Genomic DNA, 23,681 nt, shown 5'->3' on the forward strand with positions numbered 1-23,681 from the left:
CCCTACGCTTCCGCTCGCCGGCCCGCGGCGTCCGCGCGCAGGTCGAGGCCGATGTCCAGGATCGGGGAGGAGTGGGTGAGGCCGCCGACCGCCAGGTAGTCCACGCCGGTCTCGGCGTAGGCGCGGGCGGTGTCCAGGGTGAGACGGCCCGAGGACTCCAGCACCGCGCGGCCCGCGACCAGCGCGACGGCCTCCGCGGTCTCGGCCGGGGTGAAGTTGTCCAGCAGGATCAGGTCGGCGCCCGCGTCCAGCACCTCGCGCACCTGGTGCATCGTGTCGACCTCGACCTCGACCGCCAGATCGGGGAACTCCTCGCGGACCAGCTTGAACGCCTGCGCCACGCCGCCCGCCGCGACCACGTGGTTGTCCTTGACCAGCGCCGCGTCCGACAGCGACATCCGGTGGTTGACGCCGCCGCCGCAGCGGACCGCGTACTTCTCCAGCGCCCGCAGGCCCGGAGTCGTCTTGCGGGTGTCGCGGACCTTCGCGGAGGTGCCCTCCAGCACGTCGGCCCACTCGCGGGTGGCGGTGGCGATGCCCGAGAGCCTGCACAGCAGATTGAGCGCGCTGCGCTCGGCGGTCAGCAGGTCGCGGGTGCGGGTGCGCACGGTGAGCAGCTTCTGCCCGGCCGCGACCCGGTCGCCGTCCTCCACGTGCCGCTCGACCTCGAACTCGTCGGTGCACACCACCGACAGCACCGCCTCGGTGACCCGCAGGCCCGCCACGGTGCCCGCCTCGCGGGCGGTGAAGTCGCCGGTGGAGAAGGCGTCCTCGGGGACGGTCGCCACGGTCGTGACGTCCACGCCCTGGTCCAGGTCCTCCTCGATCGCCATGTGCGCGATGTCCTCGACCTGCACCGGGTCAAGGCCCGCGTCCATCAGGAGCTGCGCCAGGTCGGGGTCGAGGCCGCACTCCAGCGGGTCGAGGCCGTACGCGTCGTCGTACGCCTCGCCCGCGCCGCAGCCGCAGCCGTCACCGCAGCCGCCGCCGGTCACCTCGCTCGGCGGGCCGATCTGCGGCAGCGGGAGGGCGACGGGCCGGGGACGGTCGGGGGTGGTCACGAGGGCTCCTTCGGATTCCGAGCGGCGTGCGGCGGACGGTTCGCGGTACTGGGCGCGGCGTCCGGCGCGGTGCCGTTGGGGGCGGCCCCATCATCCACGATCGGAGCGGTCCCGGGGGCGCCGCCCCGGGTGTCCCCCGTGCCGCCGCCGGTCGGCGGGAAGTCCGTGCGTTCGGTGGTGTGCACCGCGAGCGTGCGGTGCGGGGTGAGGCGTACGACGAGATGCCGGCGCCACGCCTGGTCGTCGCGGTCGGGGCGGTCCTCGCGCCAGTGGCAGCCGCGGGTCTCCTCGCGGCGGCGGGCGGCGGCGACCAGCACCCGGGCGACCAGGCCCAGATTGGTCGCCTCCCAGGTCTCGACGCACGGCTCGGCGGTCTTGCCGTCCCTGTCGTACTCCTCGACGGCCGCGGTGTGCAGCCGTTCCAGCGCGCCCGCCGCGGTGGCCAGGCTGTCGGCGCTGCGCAGGACGCCCGCGCCAGCCGACATGATCCGCTGCACCTCGTAGCGCGCCTCGGAGGCCAGCAGCGGGGTGTGCGCGGGCTCCGGGATGACGGGCTCGCCCGGCACCGTCGGGTCGGCGACGATGTCGGCGGCGATCCGCTCGGCGAAGACCAGCCCTTCGAGGAGCGAGTTCGACGCGAGCCGGTTCGCGCCGTGCACGCCCGTACAGGCGACCTCGCCGCACGCGTACAGGCCGGGGACGGTCGTACGGCCGAGGAGGTCGGTACGGACGCCGCCGGACGCGTGGTGCGCGGCGGGCGCGACCGGGATCGGCTCGGTGACGGGGTCGATGCCGTGGGCGCGGCAGGCGGCCAGGATGGTGGGGAAACGCTCCTCCCACATGGTGGCGCCGAAGTGCCGGGCGTCGAGGTACATGTGCTCGGCGCCGGTCTCCTGCATCCGCCGCGTGATGCCCTTGGCGACGATGTCGCGCGGGGCCAGTTCGGCCAGTTCGTGCTGGCCGACCATGAAGCGGACCCCGTCGGCGTCCACCAGGTGCGCGCCCTCGCCGCGTACCGCCTCCGAGACCAGCGGCTGCTGGCCCTCGGCGTCCGGGCCCAGCCACAGCACGGTCGGGTGGAACTGGACGAATTCCAGGTCGCTGACCTCGGCGCCCGCGCGCAGCGCCAGCGCCACGCCGTCGCCCGTCGACACCGCCGGGTTGGTGGTCGCCGAGAACACCTGGCCCATGCCGCCGGTGGCCAGGACGACGGCGCGGGCGCGTACGGCTCCGACGCCGTCGCGCTGCCCGGCGCCCATCACGTGCAGGGTGACGCCCGCGGTGCGGCCCTCGGCGTCGGTGAGCAGGTCGAGGACCAGCGCGTTCTCGACGAAGTCGATATTGGCTTCGCGGACCGCCTCGATCAGCGCGCGGGAGACCTCGGCGCCGGTCGCGTCGCCGCCCGCGTGGACGATCCGGCGGCGGTGGTGGCCGCCCTCGCGGGTCAGCAGGATCTCGCCGCTGGTCTTGTCTGTGTCGAAGTGCGCGCCGGTCGCGATGAGGCGGCGCACCGCGGCGGGGCCCTCGGTGACCAGGGTGGCGACGGCCGTCTCGTCGCAGACGCCCGCGCCCGCGACGAGGGTGTCGGCCAGGTGCTGCTCGGGGGTGTCGCCCTCGCCGAGGGCCGCGGCTATGCCGCCCTGCGCCCAGCGGGTCGAGCCGTCGTCCAGGTGCGCCTTGGTCACGACGGTGACCTTCGCGCCCGCGGCGGCGCAGCGCAGGGCGACGGTGAGGCCCGCGACGCCCGAGCCGACCACGACCACGTCGGAGGTCAGCGTCCAGCCGGGCTCGGCGGCGTACAGGCGGATGCCGGTACTCACGCTTGTGGCTCTGGTTCCGTTCATTCGGCGGCTCCGAACTCCAGCGGGAGGTTGTCGATCAGGCGGGTGGTGCCGGCCTTGGCGGCGACGGCGAGGACGGCGGGGCCCGCGTGGTCCGGCGCGGCTTCGGTGAAGTCGGCGGGGTCGATGAGGGCCAGGTAGTCGACGGCGAGGCCGTCGGCCGTGGCCAGGACGTGTCCTGCCGCCCGTCGTACGGCGTCCGGGCCGCCCCCGGCCGCGTCCCGGCCCGCGAACAGGGCGCGGGACAGGGCCAGCGCGTGCTCGCGGTCCCGCTCCGACAGGTAGCGGTTGCGGCTGGACAGCGCCAGGCCGTCCGGCTCGCGCACGGTCGGTACGGCGACGATCTCGACGGGGAAGTTCAAGTCGGTGACCATGCGGCGGATCAGGGCGAGCTGCTGGGCGTCCTTCTGCCCGAAGAAGGCCGCGGCGGGCCGCGTGAGGTGCAGCAGCTTGGCGACGACGGTCAGCATGCCGTCGAAGTGGCCGGGCCGGGACGCGCCCTCGTACCGCTCGCCCATGGGTCCCGCGGTGATACGGACCTGCGGTCGGCCGCCGGGGTAGACCTCGTCGGTGGCGGGCGCGAAGACGTGGTCGGCGCCGGCCTTCTGCGCCAGCACGACGTCGGCTTCGAGGGTGCGGGGGTAGCGGTCGAGGTCCTCGTTCGGCCCGAACTGGAGGGGGTTGACGAAGACGGTGACGGTGACGAGGCCGTCGCCCGCGTAGGCGCGGGCCGCGCGGATCAGGGCGGCGTGGCCCTCGTGCAGCGCGCCCATCGTCATGACGACGGCGGCGGCCGGGGGCAGTTCCGCCGCGGTGTGCACCAGCTCGGTCACGGGGTCCCTCCATTGGCGAGGGCGCCGAGCAGCGCCTCCGCGAACTCCGGTTTCAGCATTCCGTTGGCCAGAGCGCGGTCCGCGGTGGCGCGGGCCATTCCCACGTACGAGGCCACCGTCTCGGGGGCGTGCGCGCGCAGTTCGTCCAGGTGCGCGGTGACGGTGCCGGCGTCGCCGCGGGCGACCGGCCCGGTCAGGGCGGCGTCACCGGAGCGCAGGGCGTTGTCGAGCGCGGCCCCCAGCAGCGGGCCGAGCATGCGGCCGGGCTCGGCGACGCCCGACGCCTTGAGCAGGTCCATCGACTGGGCCACCAGGGTGACGAGGTGGTTCGCGCCGATGGCCAGTGCCGCGTGGTAGAGCGGGCGGGCGGCCTCCTCGATCCACTCGGGCTCGCCGCCCATCTCGATGACGAGGGCCTCGGCGGCCAGCCGCAGCTCGCCGGGGGCGGTCACGCCGAAGGAGCAGCCCGCCAGGCGCTGCACGTCCACCGGGGTGCCGGAGAAGGTCATCACCGGGTGCAGCGCGAGCGGCAGCGCGCCCGCGCGCAGCGCCGGGTCGAGCACGGACGTGCCGTACCGGCCCGAGGTGTGCACCAGCAGCTGGCCCGGCCGCACCGCGCCGGTCTCCGCGAGGCCCTTGACCAGGTCGGGCAGGGCGTCGTCGGGGACGGTCAGCAGTACGAGGTCGGCGCGTTCGAACACCGCGGCCGGTTCCACCAGGGGGACGCCGGGGAGCAGCGCCGCGGCGCGGCGCTTGGACGCCTCGGACACGCCGGACGCCGCCACGGGGCGGTGCCCCGCCATGCGCAGCGCCGCCGCCAGTGCGGGGCCCACTCTGCCGGCTCCCACGACCCCGACGGCCAGTCGCGCCGGCCGCCCCTCCGCCTTGCCCATCTCGTCCACGCGCGCTCCGAGCCTTCCGTTCCAGTCCTCACCGGGGTACCGGACGCCTTCTCGTCAATCCTACGCGAATCCCCTCCGGGGCGGTCAGCCCGTGCGGGGTGCCCCCTGCGAGAGCTTCAGCACACCGCTGCGTCTCTTTGTCTTGTTTCTTTCCCGCCCGCCCACCCGTGCGGGTGCTTTGTCGTCTGCGGGTGCCGCCTGTGCCTGGTCGGTGCCGGTCCGGGGTGCCCCCGCAGGGGGACGAACGGACAAGGGCTGGACGTTTTCGAAGTGGGTGCACGTTCGTCGCCCGAGGAGGTGCCCCGGACCGGCACCGACCCAGGCACAAGCGGCACCCGCAGACGAAAAAACACCCGCACGGGTGGGCGGGCGGGCGGGAAAGGAGGGAGGGCGGGCACCCGCGCGGGGGGCGATAAGGCGTGGCGGGGGACCGCCCTGGAAGGGAGTATCGGGGGATGGGCGATGACGGCGAGATGCGGGAGAAGGTCGCGGCGGCAGTCGCGAAGTGCGACGGAAGGGTCCTGATGTCCGGCCCCAAGGCAACCCTTGGGGAACGGCTGGCGCGGCTCGCCGAAGAGGCGGCGACGGCGTACGACGTGACGGAACCGGTGGACATCTACGGCGACGGCGTAGTGGCCGCCCTGGAGCGCCGCGTGGCGGAAACCCTCGGCACGCAGGACGCGGCCTTCTTCCCGACGGGCACGATGGCCCAGCAAGTGGCCCTGCGGGCATGGGCGGGCCGCACGGGCAACGCGACGGTGGCGCTGCACCCGATGGCCCACCCGGAGGTGCACGAACGCGGCGCGCTGCACGCGGTGAGCGGCCTGCGCACCGTCCACCCGACGACGGAACCCCGCCTGCCGACCGCGGAAGAGATCCGCGACTTCGAGGAGCCGTTCGGCACCCTGATGCTCGAACTGCCGCTGCGGGACGCCGGTTTCGTGCTGCCGTCGTGGGACGAGCTGACGGCGACGGTGGCCGCCGCCCGCGACCGGGACGCGGTCGTGCACTTCGACGGCGCCCGCCTGTGGGAGTGCACACCCCACTTCGGCCGCCCGCTGCCGGAGATCGCGGCCCTCGCGGACAGCGTGTACGTGAGCTTCTACAAGTCGCTGGACGGCATCTCGGGCGCGGCCCTGGCCGCCTCCGCGGACGTCGTCGCTGAGGCGAAGGCGTGGCGGCACCGGTACGGCGGCATGCTGTTCCAGCAGTTCCCCGCCGCGCTGGCGGCGCTGGCCGGTCTCGACACCGTACTGCCGCGGCTCCCGTCGTTCGTGGCGCACGCCAAGCCGGTCGCGCGGGCCCTGCGCGAGGGCCTGACGGAGGGCGGCGTGCCGTGGCTGCGGGTGCACCCGGAAGAGCCGCAGACCCACCAGTTCCAGCTCTGGCTGCCGTATCCGGCCGACGTCCTGGGTGAGGCGTCACTGCGTCAGGCCGAGGAGACCAGGATCTCCCTCTTCGGCCGCGCCGTCTTCGCGGAGCCGGGCGTGCCCGGCCTGTCCATGACGGAGGTGACGGTCGCGGCCCCGGCGCTCGAATGGACCGAGCAGGACGTCAGGGAGGCGGCGGCGGCCTTCGCGCGCCGCCTCCCCCGGCCGTAGGACCGAGGCCGTCCGCTCAGCCGCCCACCCGCAGCAGCAGCTTCCCCGTGCTCCTGCGCGACTCCAGCAGCCGGTGCGCCTCCGCCGCCCGCTCCAGCGGGAATTCGGCGCTCACCGGCAGCTCCACATCGCCGTCGGTGACGGTACGGAAGGCGGCGTCGGCGATCCGCCGCAGCCGCTGCGGCTCCTGCGCGGCCATGCCGAGGACGGAGAAGCCCGAGACGGACAGCCCCAGCGGATACGTGTCGGCGGGCCCGATCCGCCAGGGCTCCTCCGAACCGGCGTTGCCGAAGGAGACGAGGCGGCCGAAGCGGCCGAGCGTGCCGAGGGTGCGGCGGAAGGTCTCGCCGCCGACCGGGTCGAGGGCGATGTCGACGCCCCGCCCGCCGGTCGCCGCCCGGACGTCGGTGTCGAAGGTCGCGGCCATGAAGACCTCGTCGTAACCGGACTTGAGCGCGTGGTCGGCCTTGTCGAGGCTGGAGACGACGCCGTAGACGGCCGCCGCGCCGCCCAGCCGGGCGAGCTGTCCCGCGACCGTGCCGACGCCGCCCGCCGCGCCCTGGACGAGCACGGTGTCGCCCTCGCGCAGCCGCCCGACCTCGTGCAGCAGCGCGTACGCGGTGGGCAGCACGCTGGGGAGGGTGGCGCCGGTGCGCAGGTCGAGTCCCGCGGGCAGGGCGAAGACGGTGGCGGCCGGCGCGAGCGCGGTCTCGGCGTAGCCGCCGCCGTCGAGGAAGGCGGCGACCTCCTGGCCGGGCGTGAAGTCGGTGACGTCAGGGCCGACCTCGCGGATCAGCCCCGAGACCTCGAGGCCCGGCCGGAAGGGCAGCGCCTCCACCCGGTAGCCCTCGGCCCTGGCCTTGACGTCGGCGAAGTTGACGCCCGCCCAGGCGACGTCGACGGTGACCTCGCCGGGGCCCGGCGAGGGCCGCGGCACGTCCGCGAGGCGCAGAACCTCGGGACCTCCGTACTGCTCGAAAACGATGGCGCGCATGTCGTACTCCCCCGTGCTGTGATCCCTACCGGTCGGTACGGACCTTCCCTGATCGGCCCGGCGTGAACCCGTATCCGCGAACCGCCGGTAACCGCTTCAGGGGTCCGGCCGCCTCAGCCGCCGGCCCGCACCAGGCCCGTCTCGTAGGCCAGGACGACGGCCTGGACGCGGTCGCGCAGGCCCAGTTTGGTGAGGATGCGGCCGACGTGCGTCTTGACCGTGGCCTCCGACAGGACCAGCTTGCGGGCGATCTCGCCGTTGGACAGGCCCTGGGCGACCAGCAGCAGCACCTCGCGCTCGCGCTCGGTCAGCTTGTCGACCTCCTTGTGCTCCTCGGCCGCCGCGGACGGCAGCATCGGGGTGAAGCGGTCGAGCAGCCGCCGGGTGGTGCTGGGCGCCACCACGGCGTCGCCGCTGTGCACGGCCCGGATCGCGCCCAGCAGTTCGTCCGGCGGCACGTCCTTGAGCATGAAGCCGCTGGCGCCCGCCTTGAGGGCGGCGAAGGCGTACTCGTCCAGGTCGAAGGTGGTCAGGATGAGGACCCGCGGGCCCTCGCCCTCCCGGCGGACCGCCTCGCCGCGGTCGCCCCCGCAGATGTGCCGGGTCGCCTCGACCCCGTCCATCCGCGGCATGCGGACGTCCATCAGCACGACGTCGACCCGCGTGTGCCGCAGCACCTCCAGCGCTTCGGCGCCGTCGCCCGCCTCGGCCACGACCTCCATGTCCGGCTGGGCGGCGAGCACCATCCGGAACCCGGTGCGCAGCAGCACCTGGTCGTCGACGAGCATGACGCGGATCGCCATGTGTCCTGCCTCTCGGTAGTTCTCCGTGGTCACGGCCGCCGGTCCTCGCCGGTCCCGGCCGTGGTGGTCGTCCGGCTAACCGGTTCTCAGCGGCAGCACCGCGCTGATCCGGAAGCCCCCGCCGGGGCGCGGACCCGCGTCCAGCGTGCCGCCGACCATGCCTATCCGCTCCCGCATGCCGATCAGGCCCTGGCCCAGGCCGTCCCGGCCGCCCTGCTGGTACAGCTCGTGCCGGGCGCCGCGCCCGTCGTCCTCGATCAGCAGGTCGAGCGCCGCGTCGCCGAAGCCCAGCATGACGCTGGCGCTGGCGCCGTCCCCGCCGTGCTTGCGGACGTTCGTCAGCGCCTCCTGCACGATGCGGTACGCGGTCAGCTCGACGCCGCTGGACAGCGGTCTGGCGTCGCCCGCGACCTCGAATCTGACCGGCAGGCCCGCGCCGCGCACCTGGTCGATCAGATCGGCGAGCTGGTCGACGCCGGGCTGCGGCACGTACTCGCCGCCCGCGTCGTCGCCCGCGCGCAGCAGCCCGAGCAGCCGCCGCATCTCGGCGAGGGCCTGTCTGCCGGTGGTGGAGATGGTCGACAGCGCCTGCTTGGCCTGGTCGGGCGCGGCGTCCAGCACATACGCGGCGCCGTCCGCCTGGACGACCATCACCGAGACGTTGTGCGCCACGACGTCGTGCAGCTCGCGGGCGATACGGGCCCGCTCGGCCGCCACCGCCGCCTTGGACTGCGCCTCGCGCTCCCGGTGCAGCCGGGCCGCCCGCTCCTCCAGCTCCGCGTAGTACGCGCGGCGGGTACGGAGGCGGTCGCCGACCACCCACGACAGGGCGAAGATCACCGTCAGGAAGAAGGTCTGGAGCAGCGTCGTCCAGACCGTCGAGTACTCGTCGTGCGGCGGCCAGCGCAGCATCGACAGCGGCGCCGCCGCGAGGCCCGCCAGCAGGGCCAGCCGGGACGACCAGCGCTCGCCGTTGGACGCGCACGTGTAGATGATCGCCAGCATCGCCGCGTCGCCGGGATTGGTCTGCACGCCCAGCGCCAACTGGGTCAGGCCGACCCCGATGGCCAGCAGCAGCATCTTCTCCGGCGCACGGCGGCGCAGCGCCACCACGACCGCCAGCGCGCCGGACAGCGGCACCGCCAGCAGCCGCTCGGGGAACCTCAGGTCGGGGACTTCCAGCACCCACACAGCGCAGACCACGAGCAGGACGAGGGCCCAGAAGCCGTCGACCCACGTCGGGTGTCTGCGGAGAAAGTCGTAGATGCGCTGCACATAACCCAGCGTAGGCAACGGAACCCGTGCCGGGGTCAGCCGCTGGAGCGATCTCCCCTACTCCCCAAGGTGGACCCTCCGGGCCGGGTCCCCCCACTCACCTCTACGTCCCGCCGCCCGTGCCCCGCCTCTCCGCGGGAGGGCCCGCCCCGTCCGGGGCGCGGGGAGAGCGCGCCGCCGGCCCCCGCCGGCCGGTGGTCCGCAGACCACCGGACTGCCCCGCCGGGGCCGGTGGTGACCTGCGGGAGCACCGTGGCTGAGCGCGCGGTTCCTCCCCCGGCGCAACGGAACCGCCCGGGGCCGGGCCGCGAAGAGCCGCGACCCGCGCGGGGAGGGGTCAGCCGGCGCGGCGGTGGCCCGTGCGGGAGCGCGAGCGTTTCTCGACGTACATGCGCTGGTCGGCCGAGTGGAGGACTTCCTCGGCGGTCATCCCGCACCCGGCCCAGCCGATGCCGAAGCTGGCGCCGACGCGGACGGCGCGCCCGTCGACGCGGATGGGCGGGATGATGGCGTTGCGGAGGCGGACGGAGAGGTCGGCGGCGTCGGCGGGCGCCAGCCCGTCGGCGAGGACGACGAACTCGTCGCCGCCGAGGCGGGCGACGGTGTCGCCGTCGCGGACGGCGCCGGTGAGGCGGCGGGCGACCTCGATGAGGACGGCGTCACCGGTGTGGTGCCCGAAGCGGTCGTTGATGGACTTGAAGCCGTCGAGGTCGCAGAAGAGGACGGCGAGGCCCTTGCCCGCGTTCTCGGGGTCGCTCTCGTCGGGCGCGGTGACGTGGGTGTGCGAGTCGTAGCCGAGGGCGCCGAGGGGCGCGGCGAGCTCCTCGGGCCCGTAGCCGTAGCTGAAGGCGAACTCGTCGGGCCCGTCGCCGGGGACGCCGAGGGCGTCGGAGAGGTCGTGGGCGTCGCGGTCCTGGGGCCGCGAACAGAGCCGGGCGGAGAGCCGGGCGCGCAGTTCGGCGCTGTTGGGCAGGCCGGTGAGCGAGTCGTGGCTGGCGCGGTGGGCGAGTTGCAGCTCGCGGCCCTTGCGCTCCTCGATGTCCTCGACGTGGGTGAGCAGGAAGCGCGGCCCGTCGGCGGTGTCGGCGACGACCGAATTGCGCAGCGAGGCCCAGACGTAGCTGCCGTCGCGCCGCGCGAGCCGCAGTTCGGCCCGGCCGCCCTCGGCGGAGGTGCGCAGCAGCAGGCCGACGTCCTCGGGGTGGACGAGGTCGGAGAAGGAGTAGCGGCGCATGGTGGAGGCGGAGCGGCCCAGGAGGCGGCACAGGGCGTCGTTGGCGCGCAGCAGCTTGCCGTGCTGGTCGCCGCCCATCTCGGCGATGGCCATGCCGCTGGGGGCGTACTCGAAGGCCTGCCGGAAGCTCTCCTCGCTGGCGCGCAGTGCCTGCTGGTCGCGTTCGAGCCGGACGAGGGCGCGCTGCATGTTGGCGCGCAGCCGGGCGTTGCTGATGGCTATGCCGGCCTGGAACGCGTACATCTGGAGGGCTTCGCAGCCCCAGGGGCCGGGGTGCCTGCCGCTGGTGGGCTTGTCGACGGATATGACGCCGATCAGCTCGCTGCCGACGGTCTGCGAGGAGTACATGGGGGCGTAGAGGCGGTCGCCGGGGTGCCATTCGTCGGCGAAGCGGGGCAGCGGGCCCTCGGTGTGCCACTGGGGCACGTCGTCGTCGATGAGGACCCAGCCCTCGGTGTGCGGGATGAAGCGCAGGGTGCCCCAGCGCTCGCCCATGGTGAGGCGGCGCTCCCAGGAGGTGCGCGAGCCGATGCGTCCGGCCATGAGGGCCTCGGCCGCGGCGCTGCCCGCGAAGGCGGCCACGATGAGATCGCCGTCGGGGCGCACCAGATTGACGGCGGCCAGCTCGTAGTTCAGCCCCTTGACCACGCCTTCCGCGACGGCCTGAAGGGTGTCAGCGAGACTCCGCGCCGTGTTGAGGTCCGCGACGACCTGGTGCAGCTGACGCAGGGTCGCGAGACGGACATACGGCTCCGACTCGGTGTCCATGCCTCTCTCCGCGCCCTCGACAGCAACTCCTGATAATTTCAAATCAACGGATTACACGGGCCACTGAATCACAGCGAGCTGTGCCCCAGGTACACAGGGTCAACAATTCCTCGCCCTTGTGACTCAAGTCACATCATCATGTAAGCGGTTGAACACACAACGTAGAGCCCTGGTCCTAGGACCGGCCACGGCCCGCCTCCGACCGGAGCCCGATGCGCGCGATTCCTACCGCCCCGTAACGTGATGGATGTGCTTGAACCTTCACCCGGACGGCATCCTGGGACCACCATGGGCCTATCCGAGACCGTCGACCTCGACGACTTCCGCGCCGCGATGTCCCGCCTGGCGGCGGGCGTCGTCCTCATCACCGCACACGACTCGGAGGACGAGCCGCGCGGCGAGGACGTCGGCATGACCGCCACCGCCTTCCTCTCCGTCTCGCTCGAACCGCCGCTGGTGATGGTGAGTGTCCGCGAGGGCTCGCGGATGGACGACCTGCTGGAGCGGCAGCCGCGCTGGGCCGCCTCGGTCCTCAGCGAGAGCCAGCGGCACATCGCGGGCCGCTTCGCGATGCGCGGCCGGATCAGCGACCGGCTGCTCTTCGAGGACATCTCGTACTACCGGGGCGAACACTCCGGCGCTCCCGTGCTCGGCGGCGCGCTCGCGATACTCGAGTGCGAGACGCAGCAGCGGGTGCCCGCCGGTGACCACACCCTGGTGGTGGGGCGGGTGCTGACGGCCAGGACGCCGAGCGCCGACGGCGGGCCGCTGACGTACTTCCGCGGCCGGTACCGCTACCTGCGCTGAGCCGTGGGCTCCCGCCCGCGCCGAGCCGTGCGCCGTATACCCGGGTATACGGGTCCCCGAGGCGGTCCGCTCAGTCCCAGCCGCCGCCGCTGCGGCCCCGCTTGGTCTGACTGCGCTGCTTCTTCACGCGCAGCCGCCGCTCGTTGATCCCGCGCGGGATCTTCGTGGCGCGGCGCGCCTTGGGCGGCGGCGCCGTGGCCTGCGCCAGCAGCGCGGCGAGGCGGGTGAGCGCCGTCTCCCTGTTGCGCCACTGCGAGCGGTGCTCGGACGCCTTGACCGTCAGTACGCCGCCGGTCAGCCGTCCCGCGAGCCGTTCCAGCGCGCGTTCCTTCCACACCGGCGGCAGCGACTCCGTACGTGCGAGGTCGAAGCGCAACTCGACTTGCGAGTCGGAGGTGTTCACATGCTGACCGCCCGGCCCCGAGGAACGCGAGAAACGCCACAGAAGCTCGGCCTCCGGCACGGAGACCGAACCGCGAATGAGAAGTGGCCCGGACATGTGTCCCATGATCCCGCGTCCGGGGCCCGCGCGTCACGGGGTTTTCGACAGCGGCGCAACAGTTTCGGCGGCTGCGCAACAGCACAGTTGCAGGATTACTGAACCGTACGATCCTGTGACCGCGTTCTGGGGAATGACGGTAGTTTCGTCGGAGTACCTATGACAGACCACAAAAGGGGACTCCTCATGGCTGTAAGCCTGTCCAAGGGCGGCAACGTCTCACTGACCAAAGAGGCGCCCGGCCTGACGGCCGTGACTGTCGGCCTCGGCTGGGACGTGCGGACGACCACCGGCACCGACTTCGACCTCGACGCCAGCGCCATCGCCGTGAAGGTGGACGGCAAGGTCTACTCCGACGGCCACTTCGTCTTCTTCAACAACAAGCAGACCCCGGACCAGACCATCGTCCACACCGGCGACAACCGGACCGGTGAGGGCGACGGCGACGACGAGGCGATCAACGTCAACCTCGCGGGCCTGCCCGCCGACATCGACAAGATCGTCTTCCCCGTCTCGATCTACGACGCCGAGGCCCGCAGCCAGAACTTCGGCCAGGTCCGCAACGCGTACATCCGCATCGTCAACCAGGCCGGCGGCGCCGAGATCGCCCGCTACGACCTGAGCGAGGACGCGGCCACCGAGACCGCCATGGTCTTCGGCGAGCTGTACCGCAACGGCGCCGAGTGGAAGTTCCGCGCCGTCGGCCAGGGTTACGCCTCCGGCCTCGTCGGCATCGCGACCGACTTCGGTGTGACCCTCTAACACACGGGTCACCGTCAGAGCCGCCCACCGCACGGCCCCCGCCCCGGACGCTTCCGGGGACCGGGGGCCGTTCGCGTGTCCGGGCGCAGGTTCTCCCGTGTCCGCCTGTCCGCCTGTCCGCCTGTCCGGGTGTACGGGCCCGCGCGCGCGGGTGACACCATCGGTGGGTGATCGACCTCGGATACGCCCTTTCGCGCCGCTTTCCCGACCCGCCGCAGATGGATTACCGGACGGCGGATGTGCGGACCCTGCGGCACGATCTGTTCTGCGGGGATGTGTATGTGGCCGAGGGCGAGCGGGAGTTGTCCACAGGCTGGGGATGGGTGCCGGTGCTGGACTTCGCCTGGGCGTTGTGCGACATCGTGGAGGAACTGGACCGGGACCCGGCGGGGAGCAGGGCGGCGCGGCCGCAATATGCGGAGTTCGACTTCACGGAGTCGGCGGACCGGCTGAGGTTCGTACGGCGTTTCGGCTATGTGGACGTGACGGCCGACTGGGTCGAGGACGAGCCGCCGTTGTCCTTGCACCACGCGGAACTACGGCGGGAGGCGCGGGATTTCCTGCACGATGTGGTGGCCGACCTCACGGATATGCACGAGGGCCTGGACGGAAATCCGGTGATCTGGGATCTGCTGAGCCGTTTCCCGCGGGTGTGAGGCGGGTGTGAGGCGGATGCGGGACGGGCGTGAGGCGCGTGTGAGGCGGTCACGGAAGTGAGGGCGCCGCTTGACCTCAAGTCCGCTTGAGGTTGTTGGCTGGGGTCCGCACGCGCCGCGCCCGTACCCCGACAGGAGACCCGCCATGCACGCCGTACAACTGCACGCCTTCGGCCCTCCGGAGAATCTGCGGTACGAGGAGGTGCCGGACCCCGTGCCGGGCGCGGGACAGGTGCGGATCGCGGTCGAGGCGGCCGGAGTGCACCTGGTGGACACCACACTGCGGGCCGGGAAGTACGAGGGCGGCCCGATGCCCGCGCCCGAACTGCCGACGATTCCGGGCCGGGAGGTGGCGGGCACCGTGGACGCGCTCGGGGACGGCACCGACCCGGCGTGGCTCGGCCGCCGCGTCGTCGCGCACCTGGGCATGGTGCCCGGCGGGTACGCGGGGGCCGCGGTCACTGACGCCGCCCGGCTGCACGCGCTGCCCGACGGCCTGGACGCCGCCGCGGCCGTCGCGATGATCGGCACGGGCCGTACGACGGTGGGCATCCTGCGGCTGGCGGAACTGCGGGCGGCCGACACCGTGGTGGTGCTGGCCGCCGCGGGCGGCATCGGGACGCTGGTGGTGCAGTACGCGCGGCAGCTCGGCGCGACCGTCGTCGGCGCGGCGGGCGGCGCGGAGAAGACCGAACGGGTCCGCTCGCTGGGCGCGGGCCTCGCCGTCGACTACGGGCGGCCGGAATGGACGCGGGAGGTGCGGGACTTCCTCGGGGGCGCGGGCGCGACCGTCGTCCTCGACTCCGTGGGCGGCGGCCTCGCGCGCGCCGCGGTCGGCCTGCTGGCGCCCGGCGGCCGGCACCTCGTCTACGGCTGGTCCTCGGGCGAACCGCTGCGTTTCGCCGACAGCGAACTCGCCGAGCGCGGCATCACCTCGCGGGTCGTCGTGGGCCCGGCCCTCCAGAAGTTCACCGGCACCCCGGAAGGGATGCGCGCGCTGGAGACCGAGGCGTTGGAGGCCGCCGCCGACGGCCGACTGCGGCCCGCCGTACAGCGTTTCCCGCTCGCGGACGCCGCCGGGGCGCACCGGGCGCTGGAGTCGCGGGCGACGATGGGCAAGGTCGTCCTGATCCCGTAGCCGGGACTTCGGGCGGGGGACGGCGTACGGCCCGCACACGCGCTCGCCGGGTGCCGTCTTTCCGTCTTGGGAACTCCTTTACGCTCCCCGAGAGTTCTCAGATCGCGTACGGACCACGTACCGAACCCCGCCCGAGGAGAGACCCGCTCATGGCCCTGTGGGACCGCTTGAAAGACTCCACCAAGACGATGCAGACCCAGCTCAACGCGAAGAAGAACGACCTGAAGAGCGGGGCCTTCCGCGATGCCAGCATGGCGATGTGCGCGCTCGTGGCCGCCGCCGACGGCTCCGTCGACCCGTCCGAGCGGCAGCGCGTCGCGTCGCTGATCGCGAGCAACGACGTGTTGCAGAATTTCCCGGCGCCCGACCTCCAGCGCCGTTTCGAGGACTACCTGACCAAGCTCACCGCCGACTTCGCCCTCGGCAAGGTGGCGATCCTCCAGGAGATCGCCAAGGTGCAGAAGAAGCCGACGGAGGCGCGTGCCGTCATCCAGATCGGCATCGTCATCGGCGGCGCCGACGGCGACTTCGACAAGACCGAGCAGGCCGTCGTGCGCGAGGCGTGCTTCGCGGTGGGCCTCAACCCGGCGGAGTTCGACCTCTGACCGGCCCCGCGTGACCGGGGGTCTCCGTCACCGGGGGCTTCCGCGACCGGGGTTCGTGGTCCGGTCGAGTTCGTGATCCGGCGCCCCTGCCTCCGGCGGTGCGCGGCCTGGTGACGGCCGCGCCGCCGGGCGGCACATGCCGCGTGCCCATTTTTGGCCATATTGGGCTGTTCGAATGACATGACCCTCCGCGTCCCCATATCTTCATGCTGATACCAGCGGAAACCGGTACAGCACTGCGCGCCACCGGGCGACTCCTGGGGAAGCGAGGTGCTGACCGTGCCGGTGGAGGGCTCCGCGTGCCGCGCGGCCGCCGTGGCGGTACGAGCCGTCACACCGGTCGCCGTCGCCGTCTTCGCCGTCGCTGTCTTGGCAGGCGTCGTGGCCGGGGCGGGCCGGGCGTCGGCCGCGACGGAAACCGGCAGCGGCGGGGAAGCCGGGAGCGGCGGGCACCAGCCGGTGACCGTGGCGGTGTGCGTCGACGGCAGGATCATCAGCCGACTGCTGCATCTGGATGTCTCCTTACGGCTCCCGGTTGGCCGCCTCACCGTGAAGGTCGGTGAACCCTGCGGCCCCAGGCCGCCGTCCGGCGGGGGCTCGCCGACACCCACGCCGACGTCGTCCCCGACCCCCACCTCCTCCCCCTCCCCCACGTGCACCCCCACCGCGGCCCCGACGGCCTCGGGCCCCGTAGCCGTACCGCCGCCCGTGACACCGCCCACGAATGGCGCGGGCCGCCCGACACCGTCCCCCACGGGCTCCGCGCCCGTTCCTCCCCCGTCCGCAGCGCCCGCCGACGCCGCGTCCGCCCGGCACCGTACGGCCGCCGGGCCCGGCGTACGCCCGGCCGCGCCCTTGTCACCGACACCGTCGTCGGCCGGGGACGACGACGCGAAGCCGCGCGGCACGGGCGCCGAACCGCCCTTCGACGCGCAGCCGCCGCCGTCGCCCGGCCCCGACGAGAGCGTGTCGCGCTGGTGGCTGCTGTCGATGCTGGCCGTCCTGTTGCCCGCCGCCCTCGCGGCCCTGCCGCGCTTCGTCGCACGTCGCCGCTGACCTCGGTTCGTCCGGAGCGGTCGCGTCGTCAGAGGTCACCTCGCCCAGAGGTCACCTCGTCCAGAAGTCACGTCGTCCAGAGCAGGCGCGCACCCGCGCGCACCGAACCACCTGAGACCTGAGCACCGCCGTACCGAAGCCCCAGGAGTCGTATGTCCATGTACGTCGTCTCGCTGCTGTCCGTCCTCGGCGGTGTCGCCTTCGCCGTCCTGCTGGGCCACTTCCTCGGCCAGGAACAGCGGCTGGCGAGCGTCGAGTTCAACGGTCAGGCGCTGTCGCTCATCGGCGGTGTCCTGCTCAGTTCCTTCATCCTGCTGACCGGTTTCCAGGTCGCCGGCAGCTGGTCCGCGCTGAGCACCGCGCGGTCCCGTACGTACGACGAGGCCAGGGCGCTGGGTGACACGTACTGGGCGGCGGGCGGTCTCGCGAGCCCCGACCGCGTCAAGGTGCGGGCGCTGCTGCGGCAGTACACCTCCGACGTCAGGACCGTGGAGTTCCCCGAACTCGCCCACGGGCACACCAGCCCCGAGGCGTGGCATGCCCTCGACCAGGTGCGCGCGGCCATCGGCGCCGCCGCGCCCGGCCACCAGACGGCGAAGTCCGCCGCCACGACGGCGCTGGCCACGGTCTACGAAACGCGCACCGACCGCGCCGCCGAGGTCAAAGCGGGCATGCCCCGGATCACCTGGCTCGCCATGCTGGTCGCCGGCGGCTTCCTCATCGCCTTCCCCCCGGTCCTCGGCCTCACCGCCACCGCCCGCCATCTCGTGGCCCTCTGTTTCGTGGGCGCCGCCATCGCCTTCGCCATCTGCCTCACCGCCCAGCTCAACCACGCCTTCCAGCACCCCTTCGGCGTCCGCGACACCGCCTTCACCTTCGCCGAGTCCCGCTTCCACCAAATGGACGGCTGACGTTCTGCGGACGGCTCGCCGCCGCGAGCGCGCCTCAGCCGTAACGAACGGCAGCCCGTTGCCGCGCGGGTGGACGGCAGGGGCGCTTCAGGAGGCGGGGGTCACCACTGCACGTCCGCCACCAGGGGGCGGTGGTCGGAGAGGGGGGTCAGGGGGGCGGTCGCCGAGGTCAGGGCGGGGCGGACCGAGGAGGGCGGGACGCCGTGGGCCAGGATGTGGTCGAACTGGACGAGGGGGCGGTGGGCGGGGTAGGTGGGGGTGCGGGCGAGGTCGTGCCAGCGCTCGCGGCCGGTGGCGGCGAGGACGGTCCTCGGTACGGCGCCGGTCAGGTTGAAGTCGCCCAGGAGCAGGTAGGGGCGGGGCAGGTCGGCGATCCAGCGGCGTACGGCGGCGAGTTGGCGGGCGTTCCAGCCGGGCACGAAGGACAGGTGCAGGGCGACGGCCGTGAACGGTCCGGCGTTGCCCTCCAGTACGGCGGCCAGCACGGCCCGCGGCTGGTCCCGTACCCATACGAGCCCCGGCCGTCCGGCCACCCGCAGCGGCAGCGCGAAGGGCGCGGGTGCGAGCCGCCGGGCCCGCCAGTGCCGTACCGGCAGCCGGGTGAGCAGGGCGACCCCGTGCGCGGGCGCATCGCCGTACGCCTCCACCCCGCCAGCCGCGCCCGCGTCCGTATCCGTATCCGTACCCGCACCCGCACCCGCACCCGCACCCGCACCCGGTGGACCGTAGACCCGGAGGTCCGGCGCTTTCGGGTCCAGGACCCATCCCTCGCCCGGGACGGACCGGCCGTGGACGGCGGAGGCGAAGCGCCAGTGCGCGGCGCCCATCGCGTCGGCCGCGACCCGCGCCTGGTCGATCCGCCCGGACCGTTCCTGTGCGCGGTCGACCTCCTGGAGTGCCACGACGTCGGCGTCCAGCGCCGCCACGGCCGCGCCCAACGGCTCCCCCGCCGCCTCCCCCACCCCGAACGCCACCGGTCGCCCCCCGGTCATCGCCTGCCCATGCAGCACGTTAAACGTCACAAAGCGCACACTCCGACGATAGCCACACCCCCGCTGACCAGCAGCACCCGACCGGGGCGGGGCGTATCCGCGAGTCGGGTGCCGCGAACCGCCCGGCGCGGACCGAGCCGTCGGTGAACCCCCCTTGTGGGTCGGTCGCCCCCCCGGTGCGCGGACTCCCGCGAGATCACGGACCCGCCGGAGGCCAACAGCCCGCCCTCCCAAGGCCGTTGGAGCCCGGCCCGGCGCCGGGCCGCCCCGCGGGCAGCGTTCCGGCCACCGCGGCCGGCCTCGGTCCCCCGCCCCCGGGCGGCAGCCCAGAGAGCGCTCTCACCACATCTTGACGGCAGCGCATGTACACGGGTTCAATCAACTTCGCTCAGTTGTCTACACCACCGGACGCCCCGCCTCCGCGCCGCGACCGGTCCACCGCCGCGCCCGTTGCACCCCCACTGCATCCGCCGCACTCGTCACACCCCGCCGTACCACCGCATCCGCCGCCGTATCCGCGGCACCGCTCCCCCTCCGCGTGTTCCCTGGCAACTCTTCCCGTCCGCCGATTGACGGACCGTCAGGAGCTCTCCGTGACCCACCGCTCATCCCCCCACAGCAGATCCCCGCGGTCGGCCTCGCGCGCCCGCGCCTTCTCCGGACCCGCCGCATTCCGCGCATTCCGCGCATGGCGCGCAGGGCGTCAACTCGCCCTCGCCACAGCGCTCGGCGCGCTCGCCGTGTTCGCCGTCGGCACCCCGTCCGCGGACGCGGTCACCGTGCCGGGCGCGCCGTCCGGCTGGACCACCGTCTTCAGCGACGACTTCGCCGGCGCGGCGGGCAGCGCGCCGAACGGGTCGAAGTGGACGTACGACACCGGCCCCGGTGCGAACTTCGGGACCGGCGAGATCGAGACGATGACCAACTCGACCAGCAACGTCCACCTGGACGGCAACGGTCACCTCAACATCACCGCGCTCGGCAGCGGCACCAACTGGACGTCGGGCCGCATCCACACGCCCACCGCGGTCGCGGGCGCCCCGGCGGGCGGCAAGTTGCAGGTCACGGCGTCGATCCAGCAGCCCAGCCCGGCCAACGGCCTCGGCTACTGGCCCGCGTTCTGGATGCTTGGCCCCGGCCAGTGGCCCGAGAACGGCGAGATCGACATCATGGAGGACGTCAACGCCCTGTCCCAGGTGGCGGGCACGATCCACTGCGGCACGTACCCCGGCGGTGTCTGCAACGAGGGCAACGGCATCGGCAGCGGCCTGCGCGCGTGTTCCGGCTGCCAGAGCGGCTTCCACACGTACTCGATGATCCTCGACCGGACGAACACGTCCAACGAGTCGATCACCTTCTACCTCGACGGCGCCTCGTACTTCAGCGTCACCGAGGGCCAGGTCGGCGCGGCCACCTGGCAGGCGGCGTACGACCACAACCTGAACATCATCTTCGACCTCGCGATGGGCGGCGGTTTCCCCAACGGCGTCTGCGGCTGCACCTCGCCGAGTTCGGCGACGACGTCCGGCGGGACGATGAGCGTCGGATACGTGGCCGCGTACACGACGACCGGCGGCGGTACGACCCCGCCGCCGTCCGGCGGCAAGGCCATCACCGGCTACGGCGGCCTGTGCCTGGACGACCGCGCGTCGAGTACCGCCAACTACAACCCCGTCCAGGTCTACACGTGCAACGGCACGGCCGCGCAGCAGTGGACCGTCGTGGAGGCGGGCAGCACCCTGCACGTCCTGGGCAAGTGCCTCGACGTCAACGGCGGCGGCACGGCCAACGGGACGCTGGTCGATCTCTACGACTGCAACAACACCGGTTCGCAGGTGTGGATACCGCAGTCCAACGGGTCGTTGTACAACCCGCAGTCCAACAGGTGCCTGGACGACACCGGTTGGTCGACCACCGCGGGCACCCAGGTGGAGATCTGGGACTGCACGGGCGGGGCCAACCAGGTCTGGCACCTGCCGTCCTGACGGTATTTCAGCTCTTGACGACCTGAGGCCCCGACGGCCTACGGCACTCCCGGCCCCAGGTCCTGACGTTCTTCCAGGCAGTCCCCCCACGCGAGCCGCCGCCCCGACGCACCGACGGCGGCGGCCCGCCTGCCACCTCCAAGGAGGAGTACGTGGTCTCCAGACGATCCTTCGTCACCGCGGTCGGCGCGGGCGCCGCCGCCGCGAGTTCCCCGCTGTGGGCACGCGGCCTGACGTCGCGGGCCGCGGCGGCCGGTCCGTCGCTGCCCGTCTCGCTGAAGAACAACTCGGGCAACGGCACGGTCTACGCCTACATCAGCGGCTCCGACAGCTCCGGCTGGCCCGGCTTCGTCACCTCGTCCGGGCACTTCCAGCGGCTGCCCAGCCCCTCGTCCGTCCTGACCCCGATCGCCGACTTCTCCCTCCAGTTGGGCGCCTCGGGCTCGGCCGCCACCACCTTCACGCTCCAGGACTACGTGATCGGCGGCCGGGTCTGGTTCTCGGTCGGCAAGAAGATCCAGTTCTACGTCAACCCGCCCGGCGGCAACGGCGGCGTACCCGGTCTCGTACAGCCCGGTTTCACCAGCAGCGACCCCAACTGGCTGACCAACTGGACCTTCTGCGAGTTCACGTACAACAGCGCCAACCTGTACGCGAACATCAGCTACGTCGACATGGTGGCGCTGCCCGTCTCCATGGCGACGACCGGCAGCGGCGGTTCGCAGTCGGTCAGCCCGCTGCCCTCGGGCGCGCTGGCCTCCATCGCCTCCGGGCTCCAGGCGCAGCACGCCGCCGACGGGGCGCCGTGGGACAAGCTGGTCGCCACCGACTCCTCGGGCGCCGCGCTGCGCATCCTGGCGCCCTCGCACTCGCCGACCGACTTCGGCGGGTACTGGAACAACTACCTGAACAGCGTGTGGAGTTACTACCAGTCACACACGCTGACCATCAACGGGCAGGGCGGCATCGGCTCGTACTCGGGCACCGTCTCCGGCAACACCCTGGTCTTCTCGGGTCTGAACACCAACGGCGTGCCGTTCACCAAGCCCAGCGCCGTCGACATCTTCGGCTGCGCCAGCGGCCCGCTCTACAACTCCGGCGGCGACGCCCGCGGCGCGGTCGCCGCCCGGCTGGCCGCCGCCCTCAACCGCAGCTCGCTGCTGGTCGGCGGCGGCAACAACCAGCCCGACGGCGTCGCGCCCTCCGCGTACTACACGGACGCGACGACCAACCACTACGCGCGGCTCGTCCACAAGTACGCCAACGTCGGATACGCCTTCCCGTACGACGACGTCGGTCCCACCGGCGCCGCTCCCGTCGACGGTCACATCCAGGACGGCGCGCCGACCTCCTGGACGGTCTCGCTCGGTCCCGGCGCGGGCTCCGGCACCACCCCGCCGCCCGGCGGTGGCGGCACGGGCGCCTATTCGACCGTCCAGGCGGAGTCCTACAGCGCCCAGAGCGGCACCCAGACCGAGGCGTGCACCGACTCCGGCGGCGGCCAGGACGTCGGCTACATCTCCAACGGCGACTGGCTCAAGTACGCGGCCCTCGACTTCGGTTCCTCCTCGCCCCTGCAGTTCACCGCCCGCCTCGCCTCCGGCGCCGACCCCGGCGTCAGCGGCGCCCTCCAGGTCCGCCTCGGCAGCACCACCGGGACCAAGATCGCCGAGATCGACTTCGGCAACAACGGCGGCTGGCAGAACTGGCAGACCGTCCCCGCCAACGTCACCGCCTCGGTCACCGGCACCCACGACGTCTATCTCGTCTTCTCGTCCGGCTCCTCCGCCGACTTCCTCAACATCAACTGGTTCACCTTCACCCACTGATCCGGGTCCGTCCCTCAGCCTCCGCCGGGTCCGGGCCGCGCGATGTGCGGCCCGGCCCCAGCGGGTGGGGAACGTCAGATCAGGACGTTCTTGTAGTAGACGCTCGCGTAGCGGGTGGAGCTGGTCATGGAGGGGCGGGAGGCGAAGCCGAAGCACAGGCGCGGGTTGTCGTTGACGGTCCGGTAGACCATCATCCCCTCGGGCTCGCGGTAGAAGAGGGTCTTGCCTGCCGCGGTGAAGGAGCGCTGGACGACCTTGCCGGTGTTCATGTCGGTGGCCGTCACGTAGGAGTTGATGTCGGCGGGGTCCTCGTGCCCTGTGCCGTCCAGCGTGTAGAGGTAGTTGTCGAGGAACGTGTAGCCCTGGAAGGTCACGGAGCCGTTGCCGAGGGTGGGTTGGGCGAAGTGCGCCAGCGGGCTGGAGAACTTGCCCGCGGCGGCGTCGGCGAGCGAGAACAGGCTGTAGTGCATGCCGCCGCTCTCGCTGCGGCGGACCAACAGCCGTTTGTTGACCGGGTCGGTGGCGCAGGAGATCGTCTTGCTGCCGGTGAGGAACTTCTTCACCGACGACGGGGTACCGCCGTTGACGAATTTGAAGCGGGCGAGCGCCGTGCCGCGACCGGCGTCACTGTGCTGGTCGGAGTCGCACTCCATCCAGATGTAGGACGCGGTGCCGACCGGCTCCACCCCGATCGACACACCGTGCCCCGCATTGCTGACGTGCATGTGGCCGGTCAGGCCGCCGCTGATGCTCAACTGGTTGACGCACAGGTCGTCGCCGTCGCTGCCGTTCTGGATCTGCGCGATGTACAGGCGCCGGTTGACGTTGTCGTAGGCCATGCCCTGCATCGCGTGGTGCGTCTCGTGCAGCGACACCCCGCGGAACCGCTCGTACGACGGTTGCGACAGGTCGAACCGTTGGGAGGCCGGGACGTCGGCCGCTGCCAGTGACTCGCTCAGCGCGACGCCCGCGCCGACTCCGAGCAGGCCGGTACCGGCCACTTTTAACGCCGTGCGGCGCGAGAGGGATCGCGACAGTGATTTCGACATTGCGCCACCCTGGCACCACCCTTCACACCCCGCAATGCCCAGGGCGGAGGCGGGGCGGGCGGTCAGACGGCGGCGGGCGG

Annotated in this window: 21 protein-coding genes; 10 read left to right on the top strand and 11 right to left on the bottom strand. The window is 72.7% G+C overall.

Annotated elements, in window-relative coordinates; translation table 11 throughout:
• Positions 1-2: 2 nt before the first annotated feature.
• The 4 genes from nadC to ACIOC1_RS27805 are packed head-to-tail and all read right to left on the bottom strand — an operon-like array spanning position 3 to position 4,628.
• The gene (nadC, locus tag ACIOC1_RS27790) at positions 3-1,061 is read right to left on the bottom strand and encodes a carboxylating nicotinate-nucleotide diphosphorylase (protein ID WP_355342244.1); all 1,059 of its coding nucleotides are present in this window, start codon (positions 1,059-1,061) and stop codon (positions 3-5) included.
• Positions 1,058-2,905 carry an L-aspartate oxidase gene (locus ACIOC1_RS27795; protein ID WP_401856654.1) on the bottom strand — a complete coding sequence of 616 codons (1,848 nt, stop codon included), beginning with the start codon at positions 2,903-2,905 and terminating at the stop codon, positions 1,058-1,060. The genes nadC and ACIOC1_RS27795 overlap by 4 nt, the downstream gene beginning before the upstream one ends.
• Positions 2,902-3,681 carry a pantoate--beta-alanine ligase gene (panC, locus tag ACIOC1_RS27800; RefSeq protein WP_391049788.1) on the bottom strand — a complete coding sequence of 260 codons (780 nt, stop codon included), beginning with the start codon at positions 3,679-3,681 and terminating at the stop codon, positions 2,902-2,904. The genes ACIOC1_RS27795 and panC overlap by 4 nt, the downstream gene beginning before the upstream one ends.
• Positions 3,682-3,731: 50 nt before the next feature.
• Positions 3,732-4,628 (bottom strand): DUF2520 domain-containing protein, encoded by an 897-nt coding sequence (locus ACIOC1_RS27805; RefSeq protein WP_355342364.1) that lies wholly within the window; start codon positions 4,626-4,628, stop codon positions 3,732-3,734.
• A gap of 464 nt (positions 4,629-5,092) precedes the next feature.
• Here ACIOC1_RS27805 and ACIOC1_RS27810 point away from each other — a divergent pair, with 464 nt between their 5' ends.
• Positions 5,093-6,238: a threonine aldolase family protein gene (locus ACIOC1_RS27810; protein ID WP_401856655.1), complete on the top strand. Its 1,146-nt coding sequence runs from the start codon at positions 5,093-5,095 to the stop codon at positions 6,236-6,238.
• Between the two features lie 16 nt (positions 6,239-6,254).
• Here ACIOC1_RS27810 and ACIOC1_RS27815 read toward each other — a convergent pair whose 3' ends face one another.
• The 4 genes from ACIOC1_RS27815 to cdgB form a co-directional block, all read right to left on the bottom strand.
• Entirely contained in the window at positions 6,255-7,232 is a 978-nt protein-coding gene (locus ACIOC1_RS27815; protein WP_401856656.1) for a zinc-binding alcohol dehydrogenase family protein, read from the bottom strand.
• A gap of 113 nt (positions 7,233-7,345) precedes the next feature.
• Positions 7,346-8,035: a response regulator transcription factor gene (locus ACIOC1_RS27820; RefSeq protein ID WP_355342358.1), complete on the bottom strand. Its 690-nt coding sequence runs from the start codon at positions 8,033-8,035 to the stop codon at positions 7,346-7,348.
• A 75-nt stretch (positions 8,036-8,110) separates the two neighbouring features.
• Entirely contained in the window at positions 8,111-9,310 is a 1,200-nt protein-coding gene (locus tag ACIOC1_RS27825) for a histidine kinase (protein WP_391049646.1), read from the bottom strand.
• A gap of 337 nt (positions 9,311-9,647) precedes the next feature.
• Entirely contained in the window at positions 9,648-11,312 is a 1,665-nt protein-coding gene (cdgB, locus tag ACIOC1_RS27830) for a diguanylate cyclase CdgB (RefSeq protein ID WP_401724372.1), read from the bottom strand.
• A gap of 288 nt (positions 11,313-11,600) precedes the next feature.
• Here cdgB and ACIOC1_RS27835 point away from each other — a divergent pair, with 288 nt between their 5' ends.
• Positions 11,601-12,119, top strand: a complete 519-nt coding sequence (locus ACIOC1_RS27835; RefSeq protein ID WP_355342226.1) for a flavin reductase family protein — start codon at positions 11,601-11,603, stop codon at positions 12,117-12,119.
• A 70-nt stretch (positions 12,120-12,189) separates the two neighbouring features.
• On the opposite strand, the gene arfB is transcribed toward ACIOC1_RS27835, so the two are convergent.
• A complete protein-coding gene (gene arfB / locus ACIOC1_RS27840; protein WP_355342223.1) occupies positions 12,190-12,627 on the bottom strand; it encodes an alternative ribosome rescue aminoacyl-tRNA hydrolase ArfB in 438 nt (145 codons plus the stop codon).
• Positions 12,628-12,804: 177 nt separating this feature from the next.
• On the opposite strand from arfB, the gene ACIOC1_RS27845 reads away from it, so the two are divergent.
• From ACIOC1_RS27845 to ACIOC1_RS27870, 6 genes are all read left to right on the top strand, one after another.
• Complete coding sequence (locus ACIOC1_RS27845) at positions 12,805-13,380, top strand: TerD family protein (RefSeq protein WP_355342220.1); 576 nt, start codon at positions 12,805-12,807, stop codon at positions 13,378-13,380.
• 167 nt (positions 13,381-13,547) lie between these two features.
• Complete coding sequence (locus ACIOC1_RS27850) at positions 13,548-14,036, top strand: hypothetical protein (RefSeq protein ID WP_391049648.1); 489 nt, start codon at positions 13,548-13,550, stop codon at positions 14,034-14,036.
• A gap of 145 nt (positions 14,037-14,181) precedes the next feature.
• Positions 14,182-15,174 carry a zinc-binding dehydrogenase gene (locus ACIOC1_RS27855; RefSeq protein ID WP_401856657.1) on the top strand — a complete coding sequence of 331 codons (993 nt, stop codon included), beginning with the start codon at positions 14,182-14,184 and terminating at the stop codon, positions 15,172-15,174.
• A 149-nt stretch (positions 15,175-15,323) separates the two neighbouring features.
• Positions 15,324-15,779, top strand: coding sequence for a TerB family tellurite resistance protein (locus tag ACIOC1_RS27860; RefSeq protein WP_355342211.1), 456 nt, complete (start codon positions 15,324-15,326; stop codon positions 15,777-15,779).
• A gap of 270 nt (positions 15,780-16,049) precedes the next feature.
• Positions 16,050-16,835, top strand: coding sequence for a hypothetical protein (locus ACIOC1_RS27865; protein ID WP_401856658.1), 786 nt, complete (start codon positions 16,050-16,052; stop codon positions 16,833-16,835).
• Between the two features lie 152 nt (positions 16,836-16,987).
• Positions 16,988-17,746, top strand: coding sequence for a hypothetical protein (locus tag ACIOC1_RS27870; protein ID WP_391049653.1), 759 nt, complete (start codon positions 16,988-16,990; stop codon positions 17,744-17,746).
• A 101-nt stretch (positions 17,747-17,847) separates the two neighbouring features.
• Here ACIOC1_RS27870 and ACIOC1_RS27875 read toward each other — a convergent pair whose 3' ends face one another.
• Complete coding sequence (locus ACIOC1_RS27875) at positions 17,848-18,777, bottom strand: endonuclease/exonuclease/phosphatase family protein (RefSeq protein WP_401856659.1); 930 nt, start codon at positions 18,775-18,777, stop codon at positions 17,848-17,850.
• A 554-nt stretch (positions 18,778-19,331) separates the two neighbouring features.
• Here ACIOC1_RS27875 and ACIOC1_RS27880 point away from each other — a divergent pair.
• Complete coding sequence (locus ACIOC1_RS27880) at positions 19,332-20,723, top strand: ricin-type beta-trefoil lectin domain protein (protein ID WP_401856660.1); 1,392 nt, start codon at positions 19,332-19,334, stop codon at positions 20,721-20,723.
• A gap of 152 nt (positions 20,724-20,875) precedes the next feature.
• Positions 20,876-22,552: a beta-1,3-glucanase family protein gene (locus ACIOC1_RS27885; protein WP_391164061.1), complete on the top strand. Its 1,677-nt coding sequence runs from the start codon at positions 20,876-20,878 to the stop codon at positions 22,550-22,552.
• 74 nt (positions 22,553-22,626) lie between these two features.
• On the opposite strand, the gene ACIOC1_RS27890 is transcribed toward ACIOC1_RS27885, so the two are convergent.
• Complete coding sequence (locus tag ACIOC1_RS27890) at positions 22,627-23,601, bottom strand: teichoic acid biosynthesis protein C (RefSeq protein WP_401856661.1); 975 nt, start codon at positions 23,599-23,601, stop codon at positions 22,627-22,629.
• Between the last annotated feature and the right edge of the window lie 80 nt (positions 23,602-23,681).

Origin of the sequence: Streptomyces sp. NPDC088197 (genome assembly GCF_044741185.1) — a bacterium.
Lineage (GTDB): Bacteria > Actinomycetota > Actinomycetes > Streptomycetales > Streptomycetaceae > Actinacidiphila.

What these genes read in the sequence shown, in the direction of transcription:
- ACIOC1_RS27795 (WP_401856654.1), bottom strand. Translation starts at nt 2,905, where the DNA reads ATGAACGGAACCAGAGCCACAAGCGTGAGTACCGGCATCCGCCTGTAC.
- ACIOC1_RS27870 (WP_391049653.1), top strand. Translation starts at nt 16,988, where the DNA reads ATGTCCATGTACGTCGTCTCGCTGCTGTCCGTCCTCGGCGGTGTCGCC.
- panC (WP_391049788.1), bottom strand. Translation starts at nt 3,681, where the DNA reads ATGACGATGGGCGCGCTGCACGAGGGCCACGCCGCCCTGATCCGCGCG.
- ACIOC1_RS27810 (WP_401856655.1), top strand. Translation starts at nt 5,093, where the DNA reads ATGGGCGATGACGGCGAGATGCGGGAGAAGGTCGCGGCGGCAGTCGCG.
- ACIOC1_RS27805 (WP_355342364.1), bottom strand. Translation starts at nt 4,628, where the DNA reads ATGGGCAAGGCGGAGGGGCGGCCGGCGCGACTGGCCGTCGGGGTCGTG.
- ACIOC1_RS27820 (WP_355342358.1), bottom strand. Translation starts at nt 8,035, where the DNA reads ATGGCGATCCGCGTCATGCTCGTCGACGACCAGGTGCTGCTGCGCACC.
- arfB (WP_355342223.1), bottom strand. Translation starts at nt 12,627, where the DNA reads ATGGGACACATGTCCGGGCCACTTCTCATTCGCGGTTCGGTCTCCGTG.
- cdgB (WP_401724372.1), bottom strand. Translation starts at nt 11,312, where the DNA reads ATGGACACCGAGTCGGAGCCGTATGTCCGTCTCGCGACCCTGCGTCAG.
- ACIOC1_RS27855 (WP_401856657.1), top strand. Translation starts at nt 14,182, where the DNA reads ATGCACGCCGTACAACTGCACGCCTTCGGCCCTCCGGAGAATCTGCGG.
- ACIOC1_RS27835 (WP_355342226.1), top strand. Translation starts at nt 11,601, where the DNA reads ATGGGCCTATCCGAGACCGTCGACCTCGACGACTTCCGCGCCGCGATG.
- ACIOC1_RS27845 (WP_355342220.1), top strand. Translation starts at nt 12,805, where the DNA reads ATGGCTGTAAGCCTGTCCAAGGGCGGCAACGTCTCACTGACCAAAGAG.
- ACIOC1_RS27860 (WP_355342211.1), top strand. Translation starts at nt 15,324, where the DNA reads ATGGCCCTGTGGGACCGCTTGAAAGACTCCACCAAGACGATGCAGACC.
- ACIOC1_RS27815 (WP_401856656.1), bottom strand. Translation starts at nt 7,232, where the DNA reads ATGCGCGCCATCGTTTTCGAGCAGTACGGAGGTCCCGAGGTTCTGCGC.
- ACIOC1_RS27890 (WP_401856661.1), bottom strand. Translation starts at nt 23,601, where the DNA reads ATGTCGAAATCACTGTCGCGATCCCTCTCGCGCCGCACGGCGTTAAAA.